The sequence below is a fragment of the Pradoshia sp. Z6_59 genome, from assembly GCF_058267515.1.
Genome location: NZ_JBZCPP010000001.1, coordinates 253,429 through 275,788 on the forward strand (window position 1 = coordinate 253,429; position 22,360 = coordinate 275,788).

16 protein-coding genes are annotated in these 22,360 nt (G+C 36.7%); 15 read left to right on the top strand and 1 reads right to left on the bottom strand.

The window, feature by feature from the left end; translation table 11 throughout:
- Window positions 1-18: 18 nt before the first annotated feature.
- Entirely contained in the window at window positions 19-723 is a 705-nt protein-coding gene (locus AC4D4B_RS01350; protein WP_490994255.1) for a type 1 glutamine amidotransferase domain-containing protein, read from the bottom strand.
- A gap of 578 nt (window positions 724-1,301) precedes the next feature.
- On the opposite strand from AC4D4B_RS01350, the gene AC4D4B_RS01355 reads away from it, so the two are divergent.
- The 15 genes from AC4D4B_RS01355 (at window position 1,302) to AC4D4B_RS01425 (ending at window position 21,705) form a co-directional block, all read left to right on the top strand.
- Window positions 1,302-2,597 (top strand): ABC transporter substrate-binding protein, encoded by a 1,296-nt coding sequence (locus tag AC4D4B_RS01355; protein WP_490998956.1) that lies wholly within the window; start codon window positions 1,302-1,304, stop codon window positions 2,595-2,597.
- A gap of 86 nt (window positions 2,598-2,683) precedes the next feature.
- On the top strand, window positions 2,684-3,643 hold the full coding sequence (locus AC4D4B_RS01360; RefSeq protein WP_490998957.1) for a carbohydrate ABC transporter permease: 960 nt from the start codon (window positions 2,684-2,686) through the stop codon (window positions 3,641-3,643).
- Entirely contained in the window at window positions 3,640-4,482 is an 843-nt protein-coding gene (locus tag AC4D4B_RS01365) for a carbohydrate ABC transporter permease (RefSeq protein ID WP_490998958.1), read from the top strand. Before AC4D4B_RS01360 ends, AC4D4B_RS01365 begins: the two co-directional genes overlap by 4 nt.
- A gap of 89 nt (window positions 4,483-4,571) precedes the next feature.
- Window positions 4,572-5,573 (top strand): LacI family DNA-binding transcriptional regulator, encoded by a 1,002-nt coding sequence (locus tag AC4D4B_RS01370; protein ID WP_490994258.1) that lies wholly within the window; start codon window positions 4,572-4,574, stop codon window positions 5,571-5,573.
- Window positions 5,574-5,706: 133 nt separating this feature from the next.
- Complete coding sequence (locus tag AC4D4B_RS01375; protein ID WP_490998959.1) at window positions 5,707-6,618, top strand: ROK family protein; 912 nt, start codon at window positions 5,707-5,709, stop codon at window positions 6,616-6,618.
- Window positions 6,619-6,689: 71 nt separating this feature from the next.
- Window positions 6,690-8,120: a glycoside hydrolase family 1 protein gene (locus AC4D4B_RS01380; protein ID WP_490998960.1), complete on the top strand. Its 1,431-nt coding sequence runs from the start codon at window positions 6,690-6,692 to the stop codon at window positions 8,118-8,120.
- A gap of 931 nt (window positions 8,121-9,051) precedes the next feature.
- Entirely contained in the window at window positions 9,052-10,140 is a 1,089-nt protein-coding gene (locus AC4D4B_RS01385; protein ID WP_490994261.1) for an acyltransferase family protein, read from the top strand.
- Between the two features lie 77 nt (window positions 10,141-10,217).
- Window positions 10,218-12,122 carry an NAD-dependent epimerase/dehydratase family protein gene (locus AC4D4B_RS01390; protein ID WP_490998961.1) on the top strand — a complete coding sequence of 635 codons (1,905 nt, stop codon included), beginning with the start codon at window positions 10,218-10,220 and terminating at the stop codon, window positions 12,120-12,122.
- Window positions 12,115-12,978, top strand: a complete 864-nt coding sequence (locus tag AC4D4B_RS01395; protein WP_490998962.1) for a hypothetical protein — start codon at window positions 12,115-12,117, stop codon at window positions 12,976-12,978. Before AC4D4B_RS01390 ends, AC4D4B_RS01395 begins: the two co-directional genes overlap by 8 nt.
- Window positions 12,979-12,988: 10 nt before the next feature.
- Window positions 12,989-14,830 carry a DUF2194 domain-containing protein gene (locus AC4D4B_RS01400; protein ID WP_490998963.1) on the top strand — a complete coding sequence of 614 codons (1,842 nt, stop codon included), beginning with the start codon at window positions 12,989-12,991 and terminating at the stop codon, window positions 14,828-14,830.
- Window positions 14,830-16,290, top strand: a complete 1,461-nt coding sequence (gene pelF / locus AC4D4B_RS01405; protein WP_490998964.1) for a GT4 family glycosyltransferase PelF — start codon at window positions 14,830-14,832, stop codon at window positions 16,288-16,290. Before AC4D4B_RS01400 ends, pelF begins: the two co-directional genes overlap by 1 nt.
- The gene (pelG, locus tag AC4D4B_RS01410; RefSeq protein WP_490998965.1) at window positions 16,250-17,695 is read left to right on the top strand and encodes an exopolysaccharide Pel transporter PelG; all 1,446 of its coding nucleotides are present in this window, start codon (window positions 16,250-16,252) and stop codon (window positions 17,693-17,695) included. Before pelF ends, pelG begins: the two co-directional genes overlap by 41 nt.
- A gap of 79 nt (window positions 17,696-17,774) precedes the next feature.
- On the top strand, window positions 17,775-19,142 hold the full coding sequence (locus AC4D4B_RS01415; protein ID WP_490998966.1) for a DUF4832 domain-containing protein: 1,368 nt from the start codon (window positions 17,775-17,777) through the stop codon (window positions 19,140-19,142).
- A 777-nt stretch (window positions 19,143-19,919) separates the two neighbouring features.
- A complete protein-coding gene (locus tag AC4D4B_RS01420; protein WP_490998967.1) occupies window positions 19,920-20,558 on the top strand; it encodes a YesL family protein in 639 nt (212 codons plus the stop codon).
- 160 nt (window positions 20,559-20,718) lie between these two features.
- Window positions 20,719-21,705, top strand: a complete 987-nt coding sequence (locus tag AC4D4B_RS01425) for a LacI family DNA-binding transcriptional regulator (RefSeq protein ID WP_490998968.1) — start codon at window positions 20,719-20,721, stop codon at window positions 21,703-21,705.
- The last annotated feature ends 655 nt before the right edge of the window (window positions 21,706-22,360 follow it).

Below are 22,360 nucleotides of genomic sequence, written 5' to 3' on the forward strand. Positions count from 1 at the left end.
AGTTTGAATCGACATTTTTTAATATCTTTTTTGATTTTGTAAGAAATGTAACGTTTTCTCGCCAACTGCTCGGGCGCTTTGTGGATTTTGTCCTGTAATCACTCGCTCATTTTCCACCACATGTGATGTGAAAGGAACGGCTGATTTTGTGAATTTTCCAGCTTTAGCTGTTAACTCATTTTGAAGCTTGAATGGTATTTTATGTGATGCAAACATGATTGTTTCTTCCATATTTGTATAACCGGTGACTGTTTTTCCTTCCAAGAGATGAGTCCCATCAGATAACTCCACATTCAATAAAGCGGCAGGTCCGTGGCAAACAGCCGAAACGACACCGCCTTTTTCATATATTTCAGCAGTCAATTTTTGAATGCTGGATTGGTTTGGGAAGTCCCACATTGTACCATGTCCGCCGGCAAAATAGATGCAGCCATATTCATTAGATTTAATCTCGTCAATCGAGGTCGTTTTATCCAATCTACTAATAAAATACGGATCTAGATAGTATTCCTTTGTCCTGTTATCCAGCAAGACAGGGAGAAGGCTTTTCGGATCAAGTGGTACTTTTCCTCCTTTTGTGGAAACTATATCAACCTCATATCCTGCCAATTTTAAACAATCATAAAAATGTACAAGTTCACTTAACCATAAACCTGTTTTATCTTTTTCATTCTTCATATATTCATGGCTCGTTACTACAGCCAATACTTTCTTTTTCGCCATTTAAAATCCTCCTATCTATAAAGTGTAATTTTAACATAAATTGACTCTATTGACCTATTATTATGGTGTTGTGAAATAAAGGAAGGTGTATGTTTTGTTATTTGGTACTTATTATGGGATGTTGCCCCACTAAGGACAAGTTATAGTACTGTATTTCTTGAAAATTGCTAAATTTTATTGGTTAACTTTCCAATAATAAAAGAATAAAAGCTTTAATCTACTGTAGTAAATCAAGATAAAAGAGAAACGATACTTCCAAGTCTTATCTAGATTAAACAAAAGAATATTTAATCTAAATTAATTACGAAAGCGATTTCCAAAATAATGGGCAATATTCCCAATAAATGGTTGATTTTTCAGAATAGTCGATTTATAATCACTAATGAAAGCGGTTTCTGTTCTCTGATAATGACATGATTTAAATATTTTTGGAAACCGGTTTCTAAACGGTAGTGCTATTATCATTTTTTAAAGATTAATATAGCAAAGGGGGTTGAGCCAGTACAGAATCAAAATTTATCTTTATTGCAACATCATTGGATAATGGTCTGACCAAACTATTATAGGGGGTTTTACAATTGAAAAGCTTTAAAAAATTAGCTGCGATCGGATTATCAACGGTCCTGGCGCTGTCATTGGCAGCATGTAAGGATGAAGAAAAGACTTCTTCAAACGGTGGTAAAAGTGGGGAAAAAGTTACCCTGGATTTCTGGACATTCGGAGCTACGAATTATGAGGATCTTGCGAAGGAATATGAGAAGGAAAATCCTAACGTCACCATTAAAGTAAGAGCAGCTGAAACAGCAGATCATCATGATGCTTTATTCACCTCTTTATCTGCTGGAAGCGGAGCGCCTGATATCACAATGTTGGAAATTGACCAACTGGACCGTTTTAAAGCAGCACAGGATCGCTTTGAAAACTTATATGATCTTGGTGCAAAAGATATTCAGGATCAGTACTTAGATTGGAAATGGAAAACAGGTGAGAATGATAGTGGGGATTTCTTGATTGGTCTGCCAACAGATATTGGACCGAAAGCCTTATACTATCGTGCAGATTTATTTGAAGCTGCAGGTCTTCCAACAGATCCTGAAGAAGTGGCCACGCTGATTAATTCACCAAAAGCTTTTGAAGAAGCTGGTGTGAAAGTGAAGGAAAAAACAGGCAAGGTATTTATAGATAGTATCGAAATGGCATTCAGAGCTTACTTGGATGGTGCAGAGACAACATTCCTTAATTCTAAAGGGGAGTTATTGATTGAAGAGGATGGTAACGCCGTTAAAGAAGCTTATGATTATGCTGTGAAATTGAATGAAATGGGTATTGTCGGTAAATTTGAAATGTGGTCACCGGAGTGGGCAAATGCTGTAAATAAAGGTGAATTTGCTGCTGAGTTAGGGGCTGGCTGGTTAAAAGGCTGGATGGAAGGGAATGCGCAAGAAGCTTCCGGTAAATGGAGAGTTGCGACATTGCCATCTGAATTTGCGGCAAACTGGGGTGGTTCATTCATCTCCATACCAAGCGAAACGAAAAATGCAGAAGAAGCATATAAATTTACTTCATGGTTAGTTTCTCCAGACAATCAACTGAAATCCTTCCAAGACAAGGGACTTTTCCCTTCCGCACAATCTGTATATGAAATGGACGCTTTCAAAACAAATGAAGATGCATTCTTTGGCGGTCAAGCAACAGCACCTGTTTTTGCAAAAGCAGCACAGGATATCAGTGGGGCTGTTTATAAAGGAGAAAAATACTTCCCAATCTATTCAGAAGTATTGAATGGCTTAAAGAACGTTCAAAATAAAGGAACGGATCCTGAAAAAGAATGGAAAGCCGCTGTTAAACGCTCCAAAGGCTTATTAAACCGGTAATTTCAATAGATTACTAATAAGGTGGGAATCGGCGTGGTTTTCGTAGAAGCGCCGCTCCCATCTTTGATAAGAAAAGAGGTGTAGAAATGGATCCAGTGAAAGCGAATCCTAGTATGAACGAAATCAAAGTTAAAAAGAAGCGAGCTAGGTCTGAGGCAAAAAAAGATATGTATTCCGCTTATTTATACATTGCTCCTTTCTTTATCATTTTTGCGATTATTGGTTTGTATCCGATGATTTTCAGTATTTATTTAGCATTTCAAAAGTGGAATGGTCTCAGTCCCATGGTCTCAGTGGGGTTGGATAATTTTAAGGTTGTTTTAACAGACCCTCTATTTTGGAAGGCTGTTTATAATACGATTGTTATGGGCATTATGGGCACGGCTCCGCAAATTGTGTTTGGAATCATTTTTGCTTATCTGTTAAATCTAGCCTTCCTAAGATTTAAAAACTTCTTCAGAGTCACTATTTTTATGCCCTATATTACATCAATGGTTGCGGTAGCCTTGATTTTCAGCGTGCTGTTTAGTAATCATGAATCCTCCTTAGCCAATTATGTTCTTAGTTTAGCAGGTCTTGATCCAGTAAGCTGGGCAAGTTCAGAATGGGGAACGAAAATTGCGATATCCATTATGGTCTTTTGGCGATGGGTTGGATATAATACGATCATTTATCTGGCAGGAATTCAGAGTATTCCTAATGAATTGTATGAAGCTGCCACGATTGATGGGGCAAATAAAATGCAACAGTTTCGCTATATAACTATCCCTTTGTTAAAACCATTTATTATACTGACGGTCTTTACTTCTACGGTAGGAGCTTTGCAGTTGTTCTCCGAGCCTACAATATTTATGGGAACGGGGGCCTTTACAAGAGATGAGGCAATGACGATTGTTATGTACCTGTATCGTGATGCTTTCAGATTGCAATCCTTTGGTACTGCTTCTGCAACAGCTATTATTTTGCTGGTATTAATCTCAGTGATTGCAGCAATCAATGTATACGTAACTTCTGGAGTTGGAAGAAAAAGGAGGGGTGGGCAATGAGTAAAAATAAAAAAGTAAGGAAATTTTCCATAAGCAAACTATTAGTTTATGGCTTACTGGGCATCTCCTCCTTATTATCCTTGTTCCCGTTTTATTGGATGTTTGTAATGGCGACTAGTCCAAGCTCGGCCTTTAACTCGATTCCTCCCACCCTTACACCGGGGAATATGTTAGTTGAAAATTTTAAAAAGGTATTAAATCAAATTGATTTCTTCGGTTCAATGTGGAACTCATTTGTCATTTGTGCCATCGTAACCATCGTTGTTTTATTCATTAGTTCATTGGCCGGTTTTGCATTTGCAAAGTTTACGTTCCGGGGAAAAAATGTACTATTTATCGCGATTTTGCTAACGATGATTATTCCGCCTCAATTGGGTTTAATCCCTCAATATTTCCTTATATCAAAGGCGGGCATGCTTGATACCTTACCAGGTGTAATGGTGTTATTCTTTTTAAATCCTTTGGGTATCTTTCTAATGAGGCAATATATAAGTAAATCGGTTCCTGATGAGCTTATCGAAGCAGCAAAGTTAGATGGCTGTTCAAACTTTAGAATTTATCGCAGTATCATTGTGCCGATTACTCTACCTGCATTTGCAACATTGGGCATTATTGTCTTTACAGCAGTATGGGGTGAGTTCCTATGGCAGTTTACCGTATTAAGGGATCCGGAAAACTATACGATTCAGGTAGCATTGGCTCAATTAAGCAATACACATAATGTGGACTTTGGAATGATTATGTCAGGTGTATTTTGGGCAACAGTACCGTTATTACTAGTATTCTTATTTTTCAACAGGTTGTTTATTTCGAGTATTACTGAGGGCTCAGTTAAATAAACATTCCTTCCAAATTTATGCTTAACTATTGAAACTCCTATTAACCTAAAAATGGGTAACCAAACTACTCGAATTTAGAAGGGATTAACATGAATTTAACGATTAAAGATATTGCACAAATGGCAAATGTATCTCAAGGTACAGTTTCAAAGGTAATCAATAATTATGAGGGAATAAGTGAAAAAACGAAAAAAAAAGTAATGGATATTATTAACCAAAACGGTTATGAGCCAAACTTTTCTGCCAGATCCTTGGCAACGAAAAAGTCAAATTTAATTGGGTTAATTTATGCCGGAAGAATTAATGTAGATATGACTCATCCTTATTTTAATGAGGTTATCTCTTCATTTAAAAAAAATATTGGTTTACTTGGATACGATATTTTAATGTTTTCAAACGAACATTTTCAATCCGATAATGGAAGTTATTTAGCAAGATGCCGGCATTTTAATGTGGATGGCTGTTTAATTATTGCAGGTGAAGAGGTGGAGGAATCTACCTACGCTTTAGCTTTAGCCGGCCTACCCTGTATCGGAATCGATATTGAATTAAAAGGGCCAAAGGCTAGCTATATCATGACTGATAATTTGGGCTTGTCGAGAAAAGTGGTGGAGTATTTGTACCTTCATGCCATTAAAAAAATTGGTTTTATTGGCGGTATATTTGATTCTCCTGTTTCTATCTTTCGCAAAAAGGGTTTCCTGGAGGCGCTGAATCAATTTGGACTCGAAATTTGTGAGGACTGGTTTCAATACGGTGATTTTCATGAGGAAAGCGGGTATGCGGCAATGAAGAAAATCCTGCGCTCTAAAACGCTGCCAGAAGCAATTTTTGCGACATCAGATATGATGGCCCTCGGCGCCTTGCAAGCTATTAAAGAGGCTGGCTTAAGCTGTCCAGATGATATCCGGTTAATTGGCTGTGATGATATTGCTGCTTGCCGTTATAGTTCTCCAAAATTAACAACGGTGAAACAGGATAAGGAAAAGTTTGGTAAATTATCCGCTTATATGCTCGATGATTTAATTAATGACAGATCCCAATTAAAACCGATATTTATTGATTCCGAATTAATTATCCGAGAATCCTGAAGTTTCATAGACTTTAAGGTTCACAGATGCTGATAATGTTTTCGATGTATGAAGCTATTTTTAACCCATAAGAAACAAAGATTTATTGGATACGATAATTGAATGAAAAATTGGGTTTGCTGGAGGTTATATGGTGAATTACTATGCGGTACTTGACGTTGGAGGCTCTGCCATTAAATATGCACTTATGGATGAAACGGGTTGTTTTATTGAAAAATCCTCACTTCCAACTCCTAAAGAGAGTCTTCCCGAATTTATAGATACAATTGATACGATCGTGAGCGATTTTAAAAATAAATATGTGATAAAAGGTCTGGCGGTGAGTATGCCAGGTGCGGTGAATATTGAAACCGGAATCATAGAGGGGATAACAGCACTCCCTTATATCCATGGCCCTAATATAAAAGAACTCCTTCAGGAACGGACAAATTTACCGGTAGAATTGGAGAATGACGCTAATTGCGCTGGATTGGCGGAGGGCTGGATTGGTGCGGCGAAGGATGTAAAGGATTATCTTTGTATAGTGATTGGCACCGGTATTGGCGGTGCCGTCGTACTCGATAAAAAAATTCGGCATGGGAGAAATGGGTTTGCTGGAGAATTCGGATATATGAAGATGGAGGGCTATCTGGGAACTCAGCCAGCAGAAACCTATAGCACGTTGGCAGCCGTAGGAGGCTTGATTAAGCAGGTTGCTAAACGAAAAGGAAGAGAACCAGATACTTTTACCGGTAAGATGATCTTTGAGCTTGCTGAACATGGAGACACAGAGGTGCAGGAAGAGATTGACAAATTTATGCGTCGTCTTGCTGTTGGCATATATAATCTACAATTTATTCTGGATCCGGATAAGATTTTGATTGGTGGTGCAATCAGTAATCGCGAGGGATTCATCGACAAGATTAATGAAACATTAAACGAAATGAAATATGAAACAGATGGATTAACGGTCAAAGTGGAAAGATGTCTGTTTGGAAATGATTCTAATTTAATTGGTGCTTTGTATCATTTTTTACAGCGGCAGAAGGACTCCATTATGGTTTAAAGCCAGAGTCTAATTGCCGAGTTTATAAATGGGAAAGGCAACATTCAGACGGAAGGGAGACTAAAACGATTATGTATAAAACATTAAAACCGTTTCCGACAGACTTTTTATGGGGAGCTGCTTCTGCTGCCTATCAAATTGAAGGTGCATGGGATATAGACGGAAAAGGGGTTAGTAATTGGGATCAATTTGTCCGTATCCCGGGTAAGACATATAAAGGAACGACGGGAGATGTCGCAGTAGACCATTATCATCGTTATAAGGAAGATGTCCGTTTAATGGCAGAAATGGGGTTAAAGGCGTACCGTTTTTCTGTATCTTGGCCGCGTATTTTTCCAAATGGAAGAGATGAGATCAACGAGCAGGGTCTCGCGTTTTATGATGATTTGATTAATGAGCTGCACAAGTATCAAATTGAACCTATCTTAACCTTGTACCATTGGGATTTACCACAAGCACTTCAGGACGAATATGGCGGATGGGAGTCCAGAAGAATCGTAGAGGATTTTACAAATTATAGTGTGGAGTGTTTTAAACGGTTTGGAGACCGTGTGAAATACTGGGTCAGCTTAAATGAACAAAATATTTTTACTCGCCTTGGATATGATCAAGGTTCACATCCACCGGGCGTAAAGGATACGAAGTTATTCTACCAAGTGAATCATCACGCAAATCTGGCTAATGCCAGTGTCATCAAAGCATTCCGTCAATATGTCCCGGATGGACTGATTGGCCCGAGCTTTGCCTATGGTCCAGCTTACCCGGCATCTTCAAAGCCGGAAGATATTTTAGCTGCTGAGAATGCAGAGGAGCTGAATAGTCATTGGTGGATGGATATATATACTTGGGGAAAATACCCGAAGGCCGCGTGGAACTACTTGGTTGAAGAAGGTCTTGCTCCTGAAGTGGAAGAGCAGGACTTTGTCTTATTAAGAGAAGGTAAGCCAGACTTTATGGGCTTAAACTATTATCAAACCTCGACCTTTGAAGTCAATCCTTTAGAAGGTGGAGTGGGTGCCGGTGAAATGAATACAACCGGGATCAAAGGGACTTCAAAGGATTCTGGAATTCCAGGGTTATACAAAACTACGAAGAATCCAAACCTTGAACGGACGAATTGGGATTGGAATATTGATCCGCAAGGACTGAGAACGGCGCTGTGCCGAATCACAAACCGATATGATTTGCCGATTCTGATCAGTGAAAATGGACTCGGCGCATTTGATAAGGTAGAGGACCAGGATATAATCCATGATGATTACCGAATCGATTACCTTCGGGCTCATGTGAAAGCAATTCAAGACGCCATTTCCGATGGTTCCGATGTGATTGGCTATTGTGTCTGGTCTTTCACGGATTTACTAAGTTGGTTGAATGGTTTCCAAAAACGCTACGGGTTCGTCTATGTTAATCAGCACGAAGAAGGCACACATGACTTACGCCGTATCAAAAAGGATAGCTTCTATTGGTACAAGCAAGTCATTGAATCAAACGGGATTTAAGGGAGCGGAGGATTACCTTCGCTTTCTTTTTTATAATTGGCTGTTTTCGCATAGATTGTTGCTCTTAAAGAAAAAGGTTAAATATCCTTTTGTGTTGCCATTAAATAAAGGTAGCCTCTTCAATCCAATACTCAAGTAAGGCATGTATCTGTTTTTAGAATAATAGAGGATTTTGTAAAGATAACGATTCATGATTCGGCTTTTTATGAGGAGCTTTTCAAGTGTTTTCTCGATTATATACGACATAAAGTATCACTAAATTACATAGAACGAATAATTGCCAATAGTTAAAGGTTGATTAATACAAGTGTATAAATCAATCTTTTTAATGGAAAACCAAGAATAGTATAAATGGCTTAGAAATTAATGGAAAGGTTGTGTGGCATTATCGCTTAAATTTGATGCTCTCTGAGAATCGATTTGTTCGTTATATGAGTAAAATTGTATGTATATATTTGTTGATAATGGAATTTAGCATTATTAAGTTAAAAAAGGAACAAAATTTATCCTGATCTGAATTTGGAGAGAAGATTTATTTCTATGCTATATTGAAAGGATTATTAAAATGAAACCGTTAAAATACATTGCTCATTCTTTACCGTTGAATTCGACAATTTTTTCGAAATATGAAGGGCTGCTCTAAGATTAGGAGATAAAAGAGTTTACGGAGTTTGAAGTGGTGAAATAAACATAAAAAGATCCTAAACGATTTAAATGTTATGAGAGGAGAAAGCCTCAATAGAAAGAGGTCAGGTTGTTAATTTATTTTAATATATTTTAGATGCTGTCATCCTACTCAAGTGGTAAAAAATAAGAGTAAAAAAATATTGTAAGATTTTACAATATGGCATATCATTAGGAAACGAGTTCTTTATTGAGAACAAAATCACTAAGTCTAGGTAAACAATTAGTTTAATTAGGGGGGGGATTTATGGTAAGAAAGAGATTAAGTATGGTTCAATTTTCCCGAGCGTTCGTACCTATTATGGTAATGCTATTTCACTTATCTTTATCCATGCATGAATACTATGATTTTAATTTGCTTGGATTATATCAACTTCCTATGTCGGGTGGGGTGAGTTACTTCTTTGCACTCTCGGGTTTTATGATGTATTACGTTTACCACAACAATTTTGGCCAACCGAAACAATTGAAGAATTACTTTATTAATCGGTTTATACGAATATATCCGCTTTATTGGATTTTAACGCTGCTTTTGCTACCTTTTTTACTTTTGTATCCATGGTATGGAGCAGGACATGAAACGAAGCTTGGTACAATCATTTCATCTTTTTTGCTCAGTCCAAATCCAAGTGACGATCCTCCAATTCTAATTGCTGCCTGGTCATTGAAATTTACGATTCTTTTTTATTTAATGTTTTCTCTTTCATTCATGCCAAAGCCTAGGTTAGGAAAAGCCATTTTAGCCATTTGGGGAGGAATGTGTGTCGCCGTTTTCCTTGGTTACATTCCGGTTACCAATTTTATTACTGGATTTATTTTTAATGAGATTAATCTTATCCTGCTTGGAGGGATGTGTGCCGCATATTTTGTAACGCATGTTAGGATCAATTGGTTCTTTTCGCTTTTGTTCACTGTAACAGGCATACTGGGTTTTCCTTTTATGTGGCAAAACTCATTGAATCCCATTTACGATATCAACTTTGATCTTGGGACTGGCTTTATGTCCATTCTTCTTATTATAGGGATTGCATCAATAGATCTTAAGAAGGATATACGTATTCCAAGATACTTGAACTATTTAGGAAATGCAGCTTTTTCAATCTATTTATCACATAATATGTCATTGGATTTTTTTAATGAAATGTTTAGCAGGTATTATGTTTACCAAGCTTTGGAGGGATGGGTTTTAAGCATAATTCTCTTTATCATTATGGTCAGTATCGGATGTCTCGTGCATTCTCATCTTGAGAAACCATTAATTAACATGCTTAAGAAGCTTCTGCTGGGTAGGAGAATCAGAATCAAAGGAATCAAAACAGTTGTCGTTAAGTATTAAAGATGCAATGGATATGAGCTATTCAAATACAGGTCATTTTCAAGATAGGACTCAATACTAAATTTTGGGGTGAGAACTTGAGAGTATTAATTACTGGTGGCTATGGATTTATTGGTTCTTTTGTTGGTGAGATGTTTGCTATGGAAGGCCATGAGGTGCACATTATAGATAACTTATCTACAGGCAGTAGTGAAAATGCAAAATTCAGTCATGTATTCTACCAAGTTAATGCAGAAGACCCAAAGTGTGAGGAAATTTTTAAAAAGTTTAAGTTTGATGTTGTGATTCATTTGGCTGCACAGGTAAATGTGGCGGTATCGATGGATGACCCCTATATTGATTCAAAATACAATGTACTCGGTATTTCAAATATGCTCAGTCTTGCAAGGAAATATGGAGCAAATAAAGTTGTTTTTGCTTCATCAGCTGCGGTATACGGATTGAATGAAGAAATACCATTAAGGGAAAATTCGCAATGTGATCCAGTATCTCCTTACGGATTGAATAAATGGGTTGGCGAAATGTATTGCGAAAAGTGGAATGAAATCTTTGGCCTAGATACTCTTTGTTATCGTTTTTCAAATGTATATGGTCCAAGACAGGGAACAATTGGCGAGGGTGGAGTTGTCTCGATTTTTATCCAAAGGGTTGCTCAAGGAAAAGATTTAACTATCTACGGTGATGGGGAGCAAACAAGGGACTTTATCTATGTTCAAGATGTAGCAGAAGCCATTTACAGGGGAGTTGAAAAAGACCTATCAGGGATCTACAACCTATCAACGAATACTGGGATCAGTGTGAATCAGCTAATTGAAACAATCGGAGAACTTGCTGACATAAAGAATGTAAACTATGAAAATGAACGGCAAGGGGATATAAAGCATTCACGCCTGGATAATACAAAAATTAAGAATGATTTGGATTGGGAACCATTTCATACATATAAGGACGGTTTGGAAAAAACCTACCATTGGTTTAATGGAAATAAGATTGTCCCAAAAAAGGAAAAAAAGAAAAGAGAAATAAAAATGCCGAAGTGGCTTAATCGGTATAATTATTTACTGCCATTTCTCGAGAATATAGGGTTGCTCGTATTGGTCTATTTAGTCAGTGCTGTGGTGGATGTCCACTATTATATAGTCGACTATCAATTTGTATATATTATCATGGCATCCTTCTTACTTGGCAAGTCTCAATCGGTATTATCTATTGGCATGGCAACGGTCTGGTTCGTGGCTGAAAATATATCATTGGGAAGAGATATTATTTCTATGCTTATTGACCCAGGTTCACTTGTGCATGTGAGTGTGTACGTATTTGCCGGAATGGCAATGCGCTATGTACTGGACAAAAAGGAAGCCCTTATTGTTAATCATCAAAATGAGGCAGCAGAGATTAAGGAAAAATATCAGTTCTTACATACAACATACAAGGACGCAATAAAGGTAAAAGAAGAACTTCAAAACCAAATTCTCTATACAGATAATAGTGTGGGAACGATATCTAAAATTATGAAGGATTTGGATAGTCTTAAACCGCGTGAAATCTATGAGTCTTCGATTTATACTGTTGAAAATATACTGAAGACAAAAAAAGTCGCTTTCTATATTTATAACTCCTCAACAGGTGAATTACGACTGCAGGAGAAATCGGAGAATTTTGAACCAGAGGAAATCATTGAGTTAGAGCATGAAGTGAATTTTAACTATGTTTTAAAAAATGGGAAGACATTTGTCAACAAAACATTGGAAGAGGCGGCCCCATCAGTAATCGTTCCAGTGTGTGTAAATGGCACAGTGTCAGGTGTGATCTCTGTGGAGGGGTTAGGTTTTGAACAACTGTCCTTATTTTATATTAACCTATTAAACACTGTAGGAGACTTAATTTCCTCATCTTTGAAATGTGCTTTTGAGCATCAGCATTTGATGGAAAATAAAGGCGTAAATAATCGAGTGTCTCATAAGGTGATAGCCAATGTTTAAGTGGTTCATTCTGTATTATCTTTTTTGTCTCGGCCATGTCAGCTATTTAATGTGGAAAAAGAGAGAAAATAGGGTGATTAAAGCGATAATTATAACCTTCATCCCGGTTCTTGGATATGCCCTTTCTTATTTGCTATTTAAAAGGTCGAACAATATACAACAAGAGAGTAGCTGGGAAAGCAATGAGGTGTTTTTATTCTCGTCTTTTCCAAGCAGCAAGATAGATGTAGAGCGGGAAATCAATGTTATCCCGCTCCAGGAAGTCTTGCTTTCCAATGATAATCACCATAAAAGAAGTATGCTTATTGATAGTTTGAAAGATGGAACAAACAATATCGATATCCTCTATAAAGCAACTAAAAGCGATGACACGGAAACAGCGCATTATGCTGCTATTGCTATTATGGAAATCCAGAAGAAATTTGTTACCTCTCTTCACGGACTGATTAAAAGAATTGAAGAGAATCCAACCGATTATGAAGTAATGGATAGGTATGCAGAAATATTAGAAAATTATGTAGACAGTAATATGGTTGATCAAGAGACTAAAATGAAATACCGGCTCCAGTTATCAGAGCTTCTGGAACGTCTGCTGGAAAGCCCTATTCGTTGCAAAAAGCACTTTGTTGATAAAATAAATTGTGATCTGGAAATAGGGGATATGGCAAAATCGCAGTTTTATAGTCAGATGTTTATGGATGATTTTCCTGATGATGAGGTTCCCTATTTACTAGCGATGAAAGTATCTTATACAATGCAAAACACGAAAAAACTTTATGAGATTATGAATAAGTTGAAAAGGAGGCCGATTCAATTATCACCAACGGGGATAAATGCTCTTCACTTTTGGTCGTAGGAGGATGACAGTGATCAACAAAATCAATTTGGTCAAAATAATCAACATAGTGGCTTTCCTGACGTTGTTTGGAATTGTTGTGATTATCTCACAGCTTGAATCAGCCCACTTGTTCAATTTGAATAATAGTCCTGTAATAGCTGGTGGAGTAAAGAAGGAATCAGCTCTTTCCTCAGCAGAAATACAATCCATACATCAGGATAAATTCTTGCTTGTCTATGATCCGAAAATTAAAGAGAGTACTGATTTAATGAGAAATTTCGAGAAGACTTTGGCTTACTTGAAAAAGACATATACTACAGTTTCAGTATCACAAATACCATCAAATCTTCATGATTATAAAAATATCATGATCTTGACTCCCAAGCTGGAGTCGATTAAGGATTTTTCACTCATTACCAACTATGTTTCCGATGGCGGTGGAGTGTTTTTTGGAATAAGACCCGATACAGATTCAACTATATATGAGCGTATTCATGGCATTCTTGGCATCAATGAGTCAGAATCGGATACTTCATACAAAGATACTTCGACTATCAAAATGGAATCGCATTTGCTGTTAAAATCAAAGGGATTGAATTTTGAGGATGAGATTGTCTTTTCCAATTCCATTTTAGATATTAGCTTGGAGGAAAATAGCAAGGTTTTAGCGGTTACCGACAATCACATTCCATTTATTTGGAGTACACCATATGGAAAAGGAACTTTCATGGTGTTCAATGGAACAATGCTGGACCATGAAATGAACCGTGGATTCATCGCAGGAGCACTAAGCTATTTAAATAATAATTTCATTTACCCCATTATAAACTCAAAAGTAATGTATATAGACGACTTTCCGGCACCTTTCCCAGAGGGGACAAATGAGATTATTTATAACGAATATAAAATGGATATTAAAAGCTTTTTCCATAGGGTTTGGTGGCCGGATATGCTGGAGGCTGCAAAGGAATATGACGTGAAATATACAGCAGGAATGATTGAGAGCTATAACGATGATGTTGACGGCCCTTTTAATGAGCGGTTATCGGAAGAGAACTTAAAAATATTCGGGCGTGATTTGATTCAGATGGGTGGAGAACTCGCTGTTCACGGATATAATCATCAATCATTAACGATGGATCAAAGTCATGTGGATCGCCTGGGATACACTGCCTGGAAAGATAAAAAAGATATGGTCAATTCATTGAAGGAACTGGATCAATTTGTACAAGATGTATTCCCAGGACATACCTTTAAAACGTATATTCCTCCATCGAATGTATTAAGCGAAGATGGAAAAAAAGCCATTCAAGAAGCCATCCCATCAATCACCAATTTTGCTTCTCTTCTTATACCTGACGATGAGGCTTTAGCATACATTCAGGAGTATCAATATTCGGGTCAATATTATGAAATACCGAGATTAACCTCAGATTACCATTACCAGGAAGAAGTTCAATGGATTATAGTTAATGGGGCAACCTTATATGGGTCGTTTTCACATTTCGTCCATCCCGATGATATCTTAGATGAAGAGCGAAATGAAAATAAAAGATGGGCTGACATGTCGGCGAATTACAGTAAAATGCTTAAGGATGTCAAAGGAAAATACCCATGGATGAAAAGTCAAACGGCTTCAGAAAGTACCGAGTCAGTAAGGAAATACCAGGACGCACAAGTGTTTATTTCAGAGAGTGACCAAAAAGTAGAAGGATATATAAATGATTTTCAAGGGGAGTTGGATTTTGTTTTCCGTAGTGATAAAAAAATTGCTGATTCCAATGGCTGTAAGGTAAAAAAAATAGATAGTGATCATTATTTGATACGCGCTCTATCATCTAAGTTCACTATTGAATTGGAGGATGTATGATGAGAATATGCCTGATCGCAGAAGGTTCCTATCCATATGTTGTCGGGGGAGTCTCAAGCTGGGTACAATCCTTGATTACGGCAATGCCTGAGCATGAATTTATTATTTATGCCATTGGAGCGGATGAAAAAGACAAGGGGAAATTTAAATACAAACTTCCAGCGAACCTCATTGAAGTGCGGGAAATCTTTTTAAACACAGGGATGGCATGGTCCGGAAGGCAAGGCAAAAGAAATATACTGTCAGATTGGGAGAAACAAGCTATTAAATCAATACTGGTCAGTGATCATGGAAACTGGGAGGCTTTGTTTTCTATCTTTAAAGGAAGATATAGAAAATTCCATTCAGCTGGAGAACTTGTTACAAGCCAGGATTTCTTCGATATTGTTAAAGAGTTATGCCTGGAATCATACTTTGAACTGCCTTTCACCCAGTTATACTGGTCTGTAAGATCGATGCTACTGCCTTTAATATCGGTTCTTTCCTATCCTCCTCCGGAAGCTGACCTGTATCATAGCATTTCAACGGGATATGCAGGTATCATCGGTTCATATTGTAAACATTATTATGGAAGCCCGTATGTCATTACCGAGCACGGGATTTATACAAGAGAGCGTGAGGAAGAAATTGTTAAATCAGATCAAATAAAAGGACCTCTGAAAACGCTGTGGATTAAATATTTTCATAGTTTATCGAAGGGTGCCTATGCATCAGCGAATCAAGTTGTTACCTTATTCAATGCAAATAGGGAAATCCAGCTTGAAATAGGCTGCGCAGAAGAAAAGACATGTATCATACCCAACGGTGTAAACCTTGATGACTATTTAGACTTGCCGCAAAAGGTCGGAGAGAACAAACAATTTGTAGACATTGGGGCTGTGGTCAGGGTAGTGCCGATTAAAGATATAAAAACAATGATTCAAAGCTTTGCTATTGTGAAAAGAAAGATTCCAAACGCCAGATTTCACATTATGGGCCCAGTTGATGAAGACCAGGACTATTACGAGGAATGCTTGCAATTAGTGAGTTTTTTAGGTCTTAGAGACATTCAATTCACTGGAACGGTGAATGTTAAGGAACACATTGGAAAAATGGATTTGCTAGTTCTTTCAAGCATCAGTGAGGGCCAGCCGCTTGTCCTGCTTGAAGGTATGGCAAGCGGAAAGCCGTTTGTCTGTACAGATGTGGGAAGTTGTAAGGAGTTATTGTATGGCAGAGAAGATTCATTTGGCCAGGCTGGATATATAGTCTCGGTTATGGATTCTGTGGGAATGGCACGGGAAATCATCAGGCTTGCTCAAAACCCTCTCCTTCGAACAAGAATGGGGGAGAGTGGAAGATGGCGTATAGAGTCCCTCTACTCCTGGGAAGATTTCATTGAGCAATACCGAAAAATTTACGGAAATAGGGGTTATTTGAATGGCGGGGATAGGATTCCAACTCAAAAAAATAGTGGCTAACAGAAAGAATTACGGTGGTCTCAGAGCTTTTGTCTATTCTTCTGTCATCATTTCTGGCCCAATGATTTTATGTATAATACAGTTGCTGATTGGCCAAAAGATAATAATGGATTCAGGATCAACCTTCATGGAGCGTGAACTCTTATTAACCGGAACAATGTACAGCTTTGTATTTTCTCAAGTAATAACCGGGGGTTTCTTAATGGTTGTTACAAGATATGTATCTGATCAAATCTATTTAAACAAGGAAGAAAATATTCTTTCCTCCCTCTTTGGTGTCATTGCGATTATAGTGTTAATTGGAGGCTTTGCCTCAATTGTTTTTTATGCCATTTCCCCATTGCGTATGGCCTTCAAAATAGTTGCATATCTATTTTTTATGGAATTACTGATTGTAAATATACTGGCAATATATATATCTGCAGTTAAAAAATATATGCAAATAGTTAAGGCATACGGACTTGGTGCTCTCGTGGCAGGTATTTCAATGTGGCTCAGCCTACAGCTAGTGGATTATCAAAAAGCTGAGTATATGATGGCTTGTATGGCTGCGGGATTTATAGTGGCCATTGTTTTCCTCATAAACAGTATCAAAGAACGCTTTCCTAAAGCCAATAAGAACAGCTTTGATTTTTTATCCTACATACAACAATACCCATCACTATTTTTTATTGGTTTTTTTTACTCCATATCATTATTTGGCCATATTTTTATTGTTTGGAGCAGCGATATACAAGCGGTAGTTAGTAATACGTTTGTAATGGCTCCATTCTATGATGTACCAGTCTTCTATGCTTATTTATCTATTATTCCTGCGATGGTTATGTTTGTTGTTTCAATGGAAACGTCCTTTTATAAAGTATATAAAAGGTACTATGAAAAGGTAAGCGGCGAGTATTCTTTGGGCCAAATAAATGAAGCGAAAAATAAAATGTTCCAAGTGTTAATCCGTGAATTAGTCTATATCATGGAATTCCAGATGTTCTTTACGATCCTGGCAATTGCACTTGGTACGACCGTTATACCATTATCAACAGAACAAGTTCACATTTACAATATATTGATAATTGGAAATTACTTCTTTATCATCATGTTTATCTTAATGCAAATCTTACTTTATTTTGATGATCGAAAAGGTGCGCTAATGGTCATCACCAGTTATTTGGCTGTTAGTTTGCTGAGCATGGTTTCAATAATCCTTGTTGGAGGCAATTATGGAATGGCTGGCTTCTGCTCAGGATTAACTGGCTTGGTTATCGCATTTTGGAGGCTTTTTCATTATGGTAAAAATATTGAGTACTATACATATTGTACTCAACCACTGTTTACTATTGAAAAAACAAGCTTTTTAGCCAGAGTGGCACATCGAATGAATGAGGGAAATGGAGAGGGGAGAGGGAATTGATTTTCCCCCCGCCTCTTTATTCAGGTTATACATAAACTCTTTTAGCTTTAATACATAAGAGAATGAAGGGGAACATGGAGTGAGTAAATATATGGTTTTCGCGCTTAGTGCTGCAATTCTAATGCTGGTATTTATATATCATGGCCAAAAGTCCAATTATGAAAAGGAAGAGGAACCTATCATTAATCCATTCATGGGGTTTGCTCCCTCTGCTGAGGGTGGGCCATACAAGCAGGCCCATTCACTCGTTTATGCTAATTTCACCTGGAAGGACATTGAACCGAAAAAAGGAGTTTATGAATTCGATAAAATAGAAGAAAAATTCAAATTTGACTTTTGGAAAACAAATAATAAAAGATTGATTTTCCGGATAGTCTTAGATTACCCAGGAAAATCGGGCCATATGGATATACCCGAATGGCTTTACGATGAATTGGAGGCAGATGGTGATTGGTATGAGCATGAGTGGGGCAGTGGTTTCAGCCCTAATTACAAAAACTCAAAACTGATTAACTATCATGAGAAGTTAATAGAGGCATTGGCTGAACGATATAATCATGATTCTTTCATTGCATTTATAGAATTGGGGAGTTTGGGCCATTGGGGAGAATGGCATACTTTGCAGCAGGAAGGGGTTGATATCCCTTTTCCGAAGCTGTCAATCGCTGAAACCTATGTTAAGCATTATACAGAGAGATTTACAGGCAAGATACTATTAATGAGAAGGCCCCATCAAATAGCTTTGGACAATAATATGGGATTATACAATGATATGTTCGGCAGGAGAGATCACACCATTGATGAATTTTATAGCTGGGTCACCAATGGGTATACGTTTTGGCTAACCGGTGAAAAAAATCCTTCAATGATTGATTCCTGGAAGACTGCTCCAATCGGCGGCGAGCTTGCACCAACCAAGGAGTGGGGGGATTATTTCTCCTCCAGTTCAATTTCAGAAACCATGGAGCAGCTGCAAGCAACGCATGTTAGCTGGCTAGGTCCCAGTTCACCAGCGAATTATAGCCCAAATGATAAATATCAAACTGGAATCAATCGCTTATTAAAGAAAATTGGCTACCATTTCAGGGTAGTTGAAGTAAAGTATAAGAAGTCTGGCGAGGCAGGATCGAAGCTGTCTCTCGAAATGGAGTGGGAAAATAGCGGAGTAGCTCCATTTTATTTTGAATGGCCTTTGGAACTATCTCTTGCGAACAAGGAAGGAAGGATTATCTATAAAGAGACTGCGTCAGTGGATATTCGAGAGTGGCTGCCAGGCCGGTATTCAATTGAAGAATTCATTTCAATTCCTCATGATTTAAAGAAAGGTGTCTATCAGGTTAATGTAGCTATACTTGACCCAGAACTTATGAAACCGGCAATTCATTTGGAAATGGAAGGGAAGAGGGGTGATTTGAGGTACACGATAGGGGAGTTTACAATCAAATAGAAATCGTGCTTTTTTCACATTTAAGATAGAATATTTATCTGTACGAAACATAAGATCCCCATGACTATTTGTAAAATCCACTTCATTTATGAAATGCTCACTGTCAAGTAGACAGTGGAAATAATAAAAATAATTTATGCGGCTTGAGCTCTGAATCCCGGTGAGCTCAAGCTATTTAATTTTTCTTGATAGACTCTGAATTATTAAAACGAAATATATCCTTCTATTATATTTGCTTTTTAGGATTAATTGAACAATTGAGTATTTAGGGGAAATCGCCAACATAAATTATCTTTCTTATCCTTTATTGTCGGGAATATGCTTTCATCTACCGCACACATTTTGACCGACCATGCTTCAACCACATTCTTTTAACGAAAATCCCTTTTCTCCTAGTAGAAAAAGGATTTTCGGCATTTCAAGAAGTGTCGTTCGTTGAACTGCAAAAGGTTTTCCCAAACTGAAGCGGCCTCATTTAGGATTTGAGACAATGAACTGTATCACAAATAAAAGAGGGTTTTTAAAGGAATTAGTAATCAGATGAAATAATGTAATAAAACTGTATAAAAGATGGAGTCCTAAAAGCTCCCACAAAAAATTGACTCAGTCGACTTAGTTGGTTGGATACACAAACTTAAATTGAGATGATATAGTATCAATAGAATAGAAGGAGTGATAACAGATTTTAAAAGTGACAAAAATATTAAGTATTATAGATAGCTACTAACGGTGTATGGACAAGTTAGTTTAAAAAGGAAGCTTGGAGAGGTGATATGTGTGCAAATAAATGGTTTAATGAGGAAAGCTTACAATGTATGTGATTGGTTTGCGAAAATTGTAATAGTTAATATTTTATGGCTCCTTTTTACATTAGCTGGGCTTGTTTTTCTAGGATTCATGCCCGCTACTGTAGCATTGTTTACAGTAGTTAGAAAGTGGACTATGTCGGAAACTGATATTCCTATTTTTGAAACTTTTTTTCAAACTTATAAAAAGGAATTCCTTCATGCTAATTATTTTGGCTTATTTATAGTAGCAATTGGTTCTTTCTTGTTTTATGATCTAAAACTAGTTATGTCAATAGGAGGGAATTTTCAAGCTGTTCTAGGAGTACCATTATTGATGATTATCTGTTGTTATTTACTTATCCTTCTATATTTATTTCCTGTTTATGTTCATTTCGAATTAAGATTTCTTCATTATTTTAAATATGCGTTTTTTATTGGTATCCTCAATTTGCATACGACAATTTTTATGATTATATTACTACTGTTATTTTGTTTTCTGTTATCATTATATCCAGGATTTATTCCATTTTTTTCTGTTAGCGGAATCTCCATTGTAATTATGTTTGGAGCAACAGCTGCATTTCGACGAATTGAAAATAAGCAAAAGAAGTATGATGTACAAAATTAAGCCTTATATACTAAGAGTTTTTATTCGCTTAATTATTTTTACGGAATATCATTAGAATATTTAGCGGAGGACATTTGCAAGGCTAAAGTAAATTTTTCATCTAATGATGCTCGTTTTGGTGAGGTATTAAATCAAAATAGATAGAAGGAGGTGAGTGAAAATGAATGTAACAATTAAAGATATTGCTCATGTTTGTGGTGTTTCAATTGGAACAGTGGATAGAGCACTTAATAATCGAGTAGGAATTAGCGAGAAGACTAAAAAAAGAATTCTAAAAGTAGCCGAAGAAATGAATTACAAACCTGATTATACAGCTAGAGGCCTTGTAATGGGTAAAACAAATACGATAGGGGTTGTCTTGTTTGATTTATATAACCAATCCTTTGCCCAATTATTAAATGCTATTGAGGTCAAAGCTAGAAAGTTAGGCTATTTTGTTTATATTACTCTGTCAGAAAAAAACAAGAACGATGAAATAGAGTGTATTGAACATTTAGTGAATCGGAAAGTTGATGGCATTATATTGTTAACGGTGAATAAGGGGGAGCAATTCGAATCCTATTTAAGTAAATTAAAGATCCCAGTTATTACAATCTTTAATTTTATTTCAGAAAAGTGGGAATTTATTGGTGTTCAAGAACGTCTAGCCATGATGGAAGCCACAGATTTTATTGTTTCTCAAAATCGTTTTCAAAAATTCGTCTATGTTAGTCCGCCTCTTGCTTATTTGGGTCAAACAAATATTTACACGCAAGAAGAGAGGCTTAATGGCTTTTTAGAAGGGTTGAAGAAAAATAGGATTACTACTAAACCGTTTATTATAAAAAGCAGAGAATATATTAAAGAGTTGGAAAAAATATCTTATGATGAAAAAGTAGCCATTATCTGTTCGACTGATCTTTATGCACTGGAGGTAATGAATTTTCTGAAAAAGCGAGGTTTGAATATTCCAGAGCAGGTAGGTGTGATGGGTTTTGATGATATAGATATGTTAAAATACGTTTCACCACGTTTAACTACAGTGAAATATCCAATTGATGAAATCGGCAGGAAGGCAATAGAAAGCATAATTAACAAAATTAAACTTGGAGAATTCATTCCAACTCCTTTACTAGAGTATGAGATTATTAAAGGAGATTCTATCTAATTTTACTTGGATACTTTAATAACACATAGCAGTTGACAATTTTTAACTAAGACTTTATAGAAATTAACTTAAATTGAAACGTGACCTATAGTTTCTACCTTTGAAAAAGGTATTTTGGAATTTAGTATGTTCCTATTTCGAACACTCTATTTATATGTATAGTGGTCATATACCACTAATGAGAATCTCGCCAGTGGCAAATGGTAGTAAGATACTTACATATATCAATAAAGTACTACATGATGAATGATAGATTTAGCTCTTAGATACTTTCTTTAATCCTCATTTGCAGCGCTTTGGAAAAGTCGGGACTATAGTGCTGTAGCATAGGAAAGTAAATGTATACGTAAAGCTTGCTAAATATAAAAACTATGTCACACGAAAATATAAATTGAAAATTCCAAAAACTGGTTGACTCGTATTCAGCAAGAGTGTTAGTATAGATTCATGAATTGTATGTTGATGTTAATATCTTCCTTATATTTTATGTCAGCAAATTGTAAGCGTTTACTTTTTCGTGTACGAACACGATCGTATTTTACAGTGCACGATCAAAACGATTTAGTTAAATGGAATAAAAGATTATGAAAACAATCAGGCAGAGGGTTATTTTATAGTATTTTCGTGTACGAACACGGTGATATGTAATATGCGC

What these genes read in the sequence shown, in the direction of transcription:
- AC4D4B_RS01350 (WP_490994255.1), bottom strand. Translation starts at nt 723, where the DNA reads ATGGCGAAAAAGAAAGTATTGGCTGTAGTAACGAGCCATGAATATATG.
- AC4D4B_RS01360 (WP_490998957.1), top strand. Translation starts at nt 2,684, where the DNA reads ATGGATCCAGTGAAAGCGAATCCTAGTATGAACGAAATCAAAGTTAAA.
- AC4D4B_RS01365 (WP_490998958.1), top strand. Translation starts at nt 3,640, where the DNA reads ATGAGTAAAAATAAAAAAGTAAGGAAATTTTCCATAAGCAAACTATTA.
- AC4D4B_RS01370 (WP_490994258.1), top strand. Translation starts at nt 4,572, where the DNA reads ATGAATTTAACGATTAAAGATATTGCACAAATGGCAAATGTATCTCAA.
- AC4D4B_RS01380 (WP_490998960.1), top strand. Translation starts at nt 6,690, where the DNA reads ATGTATAAAACATTAAAACCGTTTCCGACAGACTTTTTATGGGGAGCT.
- AC4D4B_RS01385 (WP_490994261.1), top strand. Translation starts at nt 9,052, where the DNA reads ATGGTAAGAAAGAGATTAAGTATGGTTCAATTTTCCCGAGCGTTCGTA.
- AC4D4B_RS01395 (WP_490998962.1), top strand. Translation starts at nt 12,115, where the DNA reads ATGTTTAAGTGGTTCATTCTGTATTATCTTTTTTGTCTCGGCCATGTC.
- pelF (WP_490998964.1), top strand. Translation starts at nt 14,830, where the DNA reads ATGAGAATATGCCTGATCGCAGAAGGTTCCTATCCATATGTTGTCGGG.
- pelG (WP_490998965.1), top strand. Translation starts at nt 16,250, where the DNA reads ATGGCGGGGATAGGATTCCAACTCAAAAAAATAGTGGCTAACAGAAAG.
- AC4D4B_RS01425 (WP_490998968.1), top strand. Translation starts at nt 20,719, where the DNA reads ATGAATGTAACAATTAAAGATATTGCTCATGTTTGTGGTGTTTCAATT.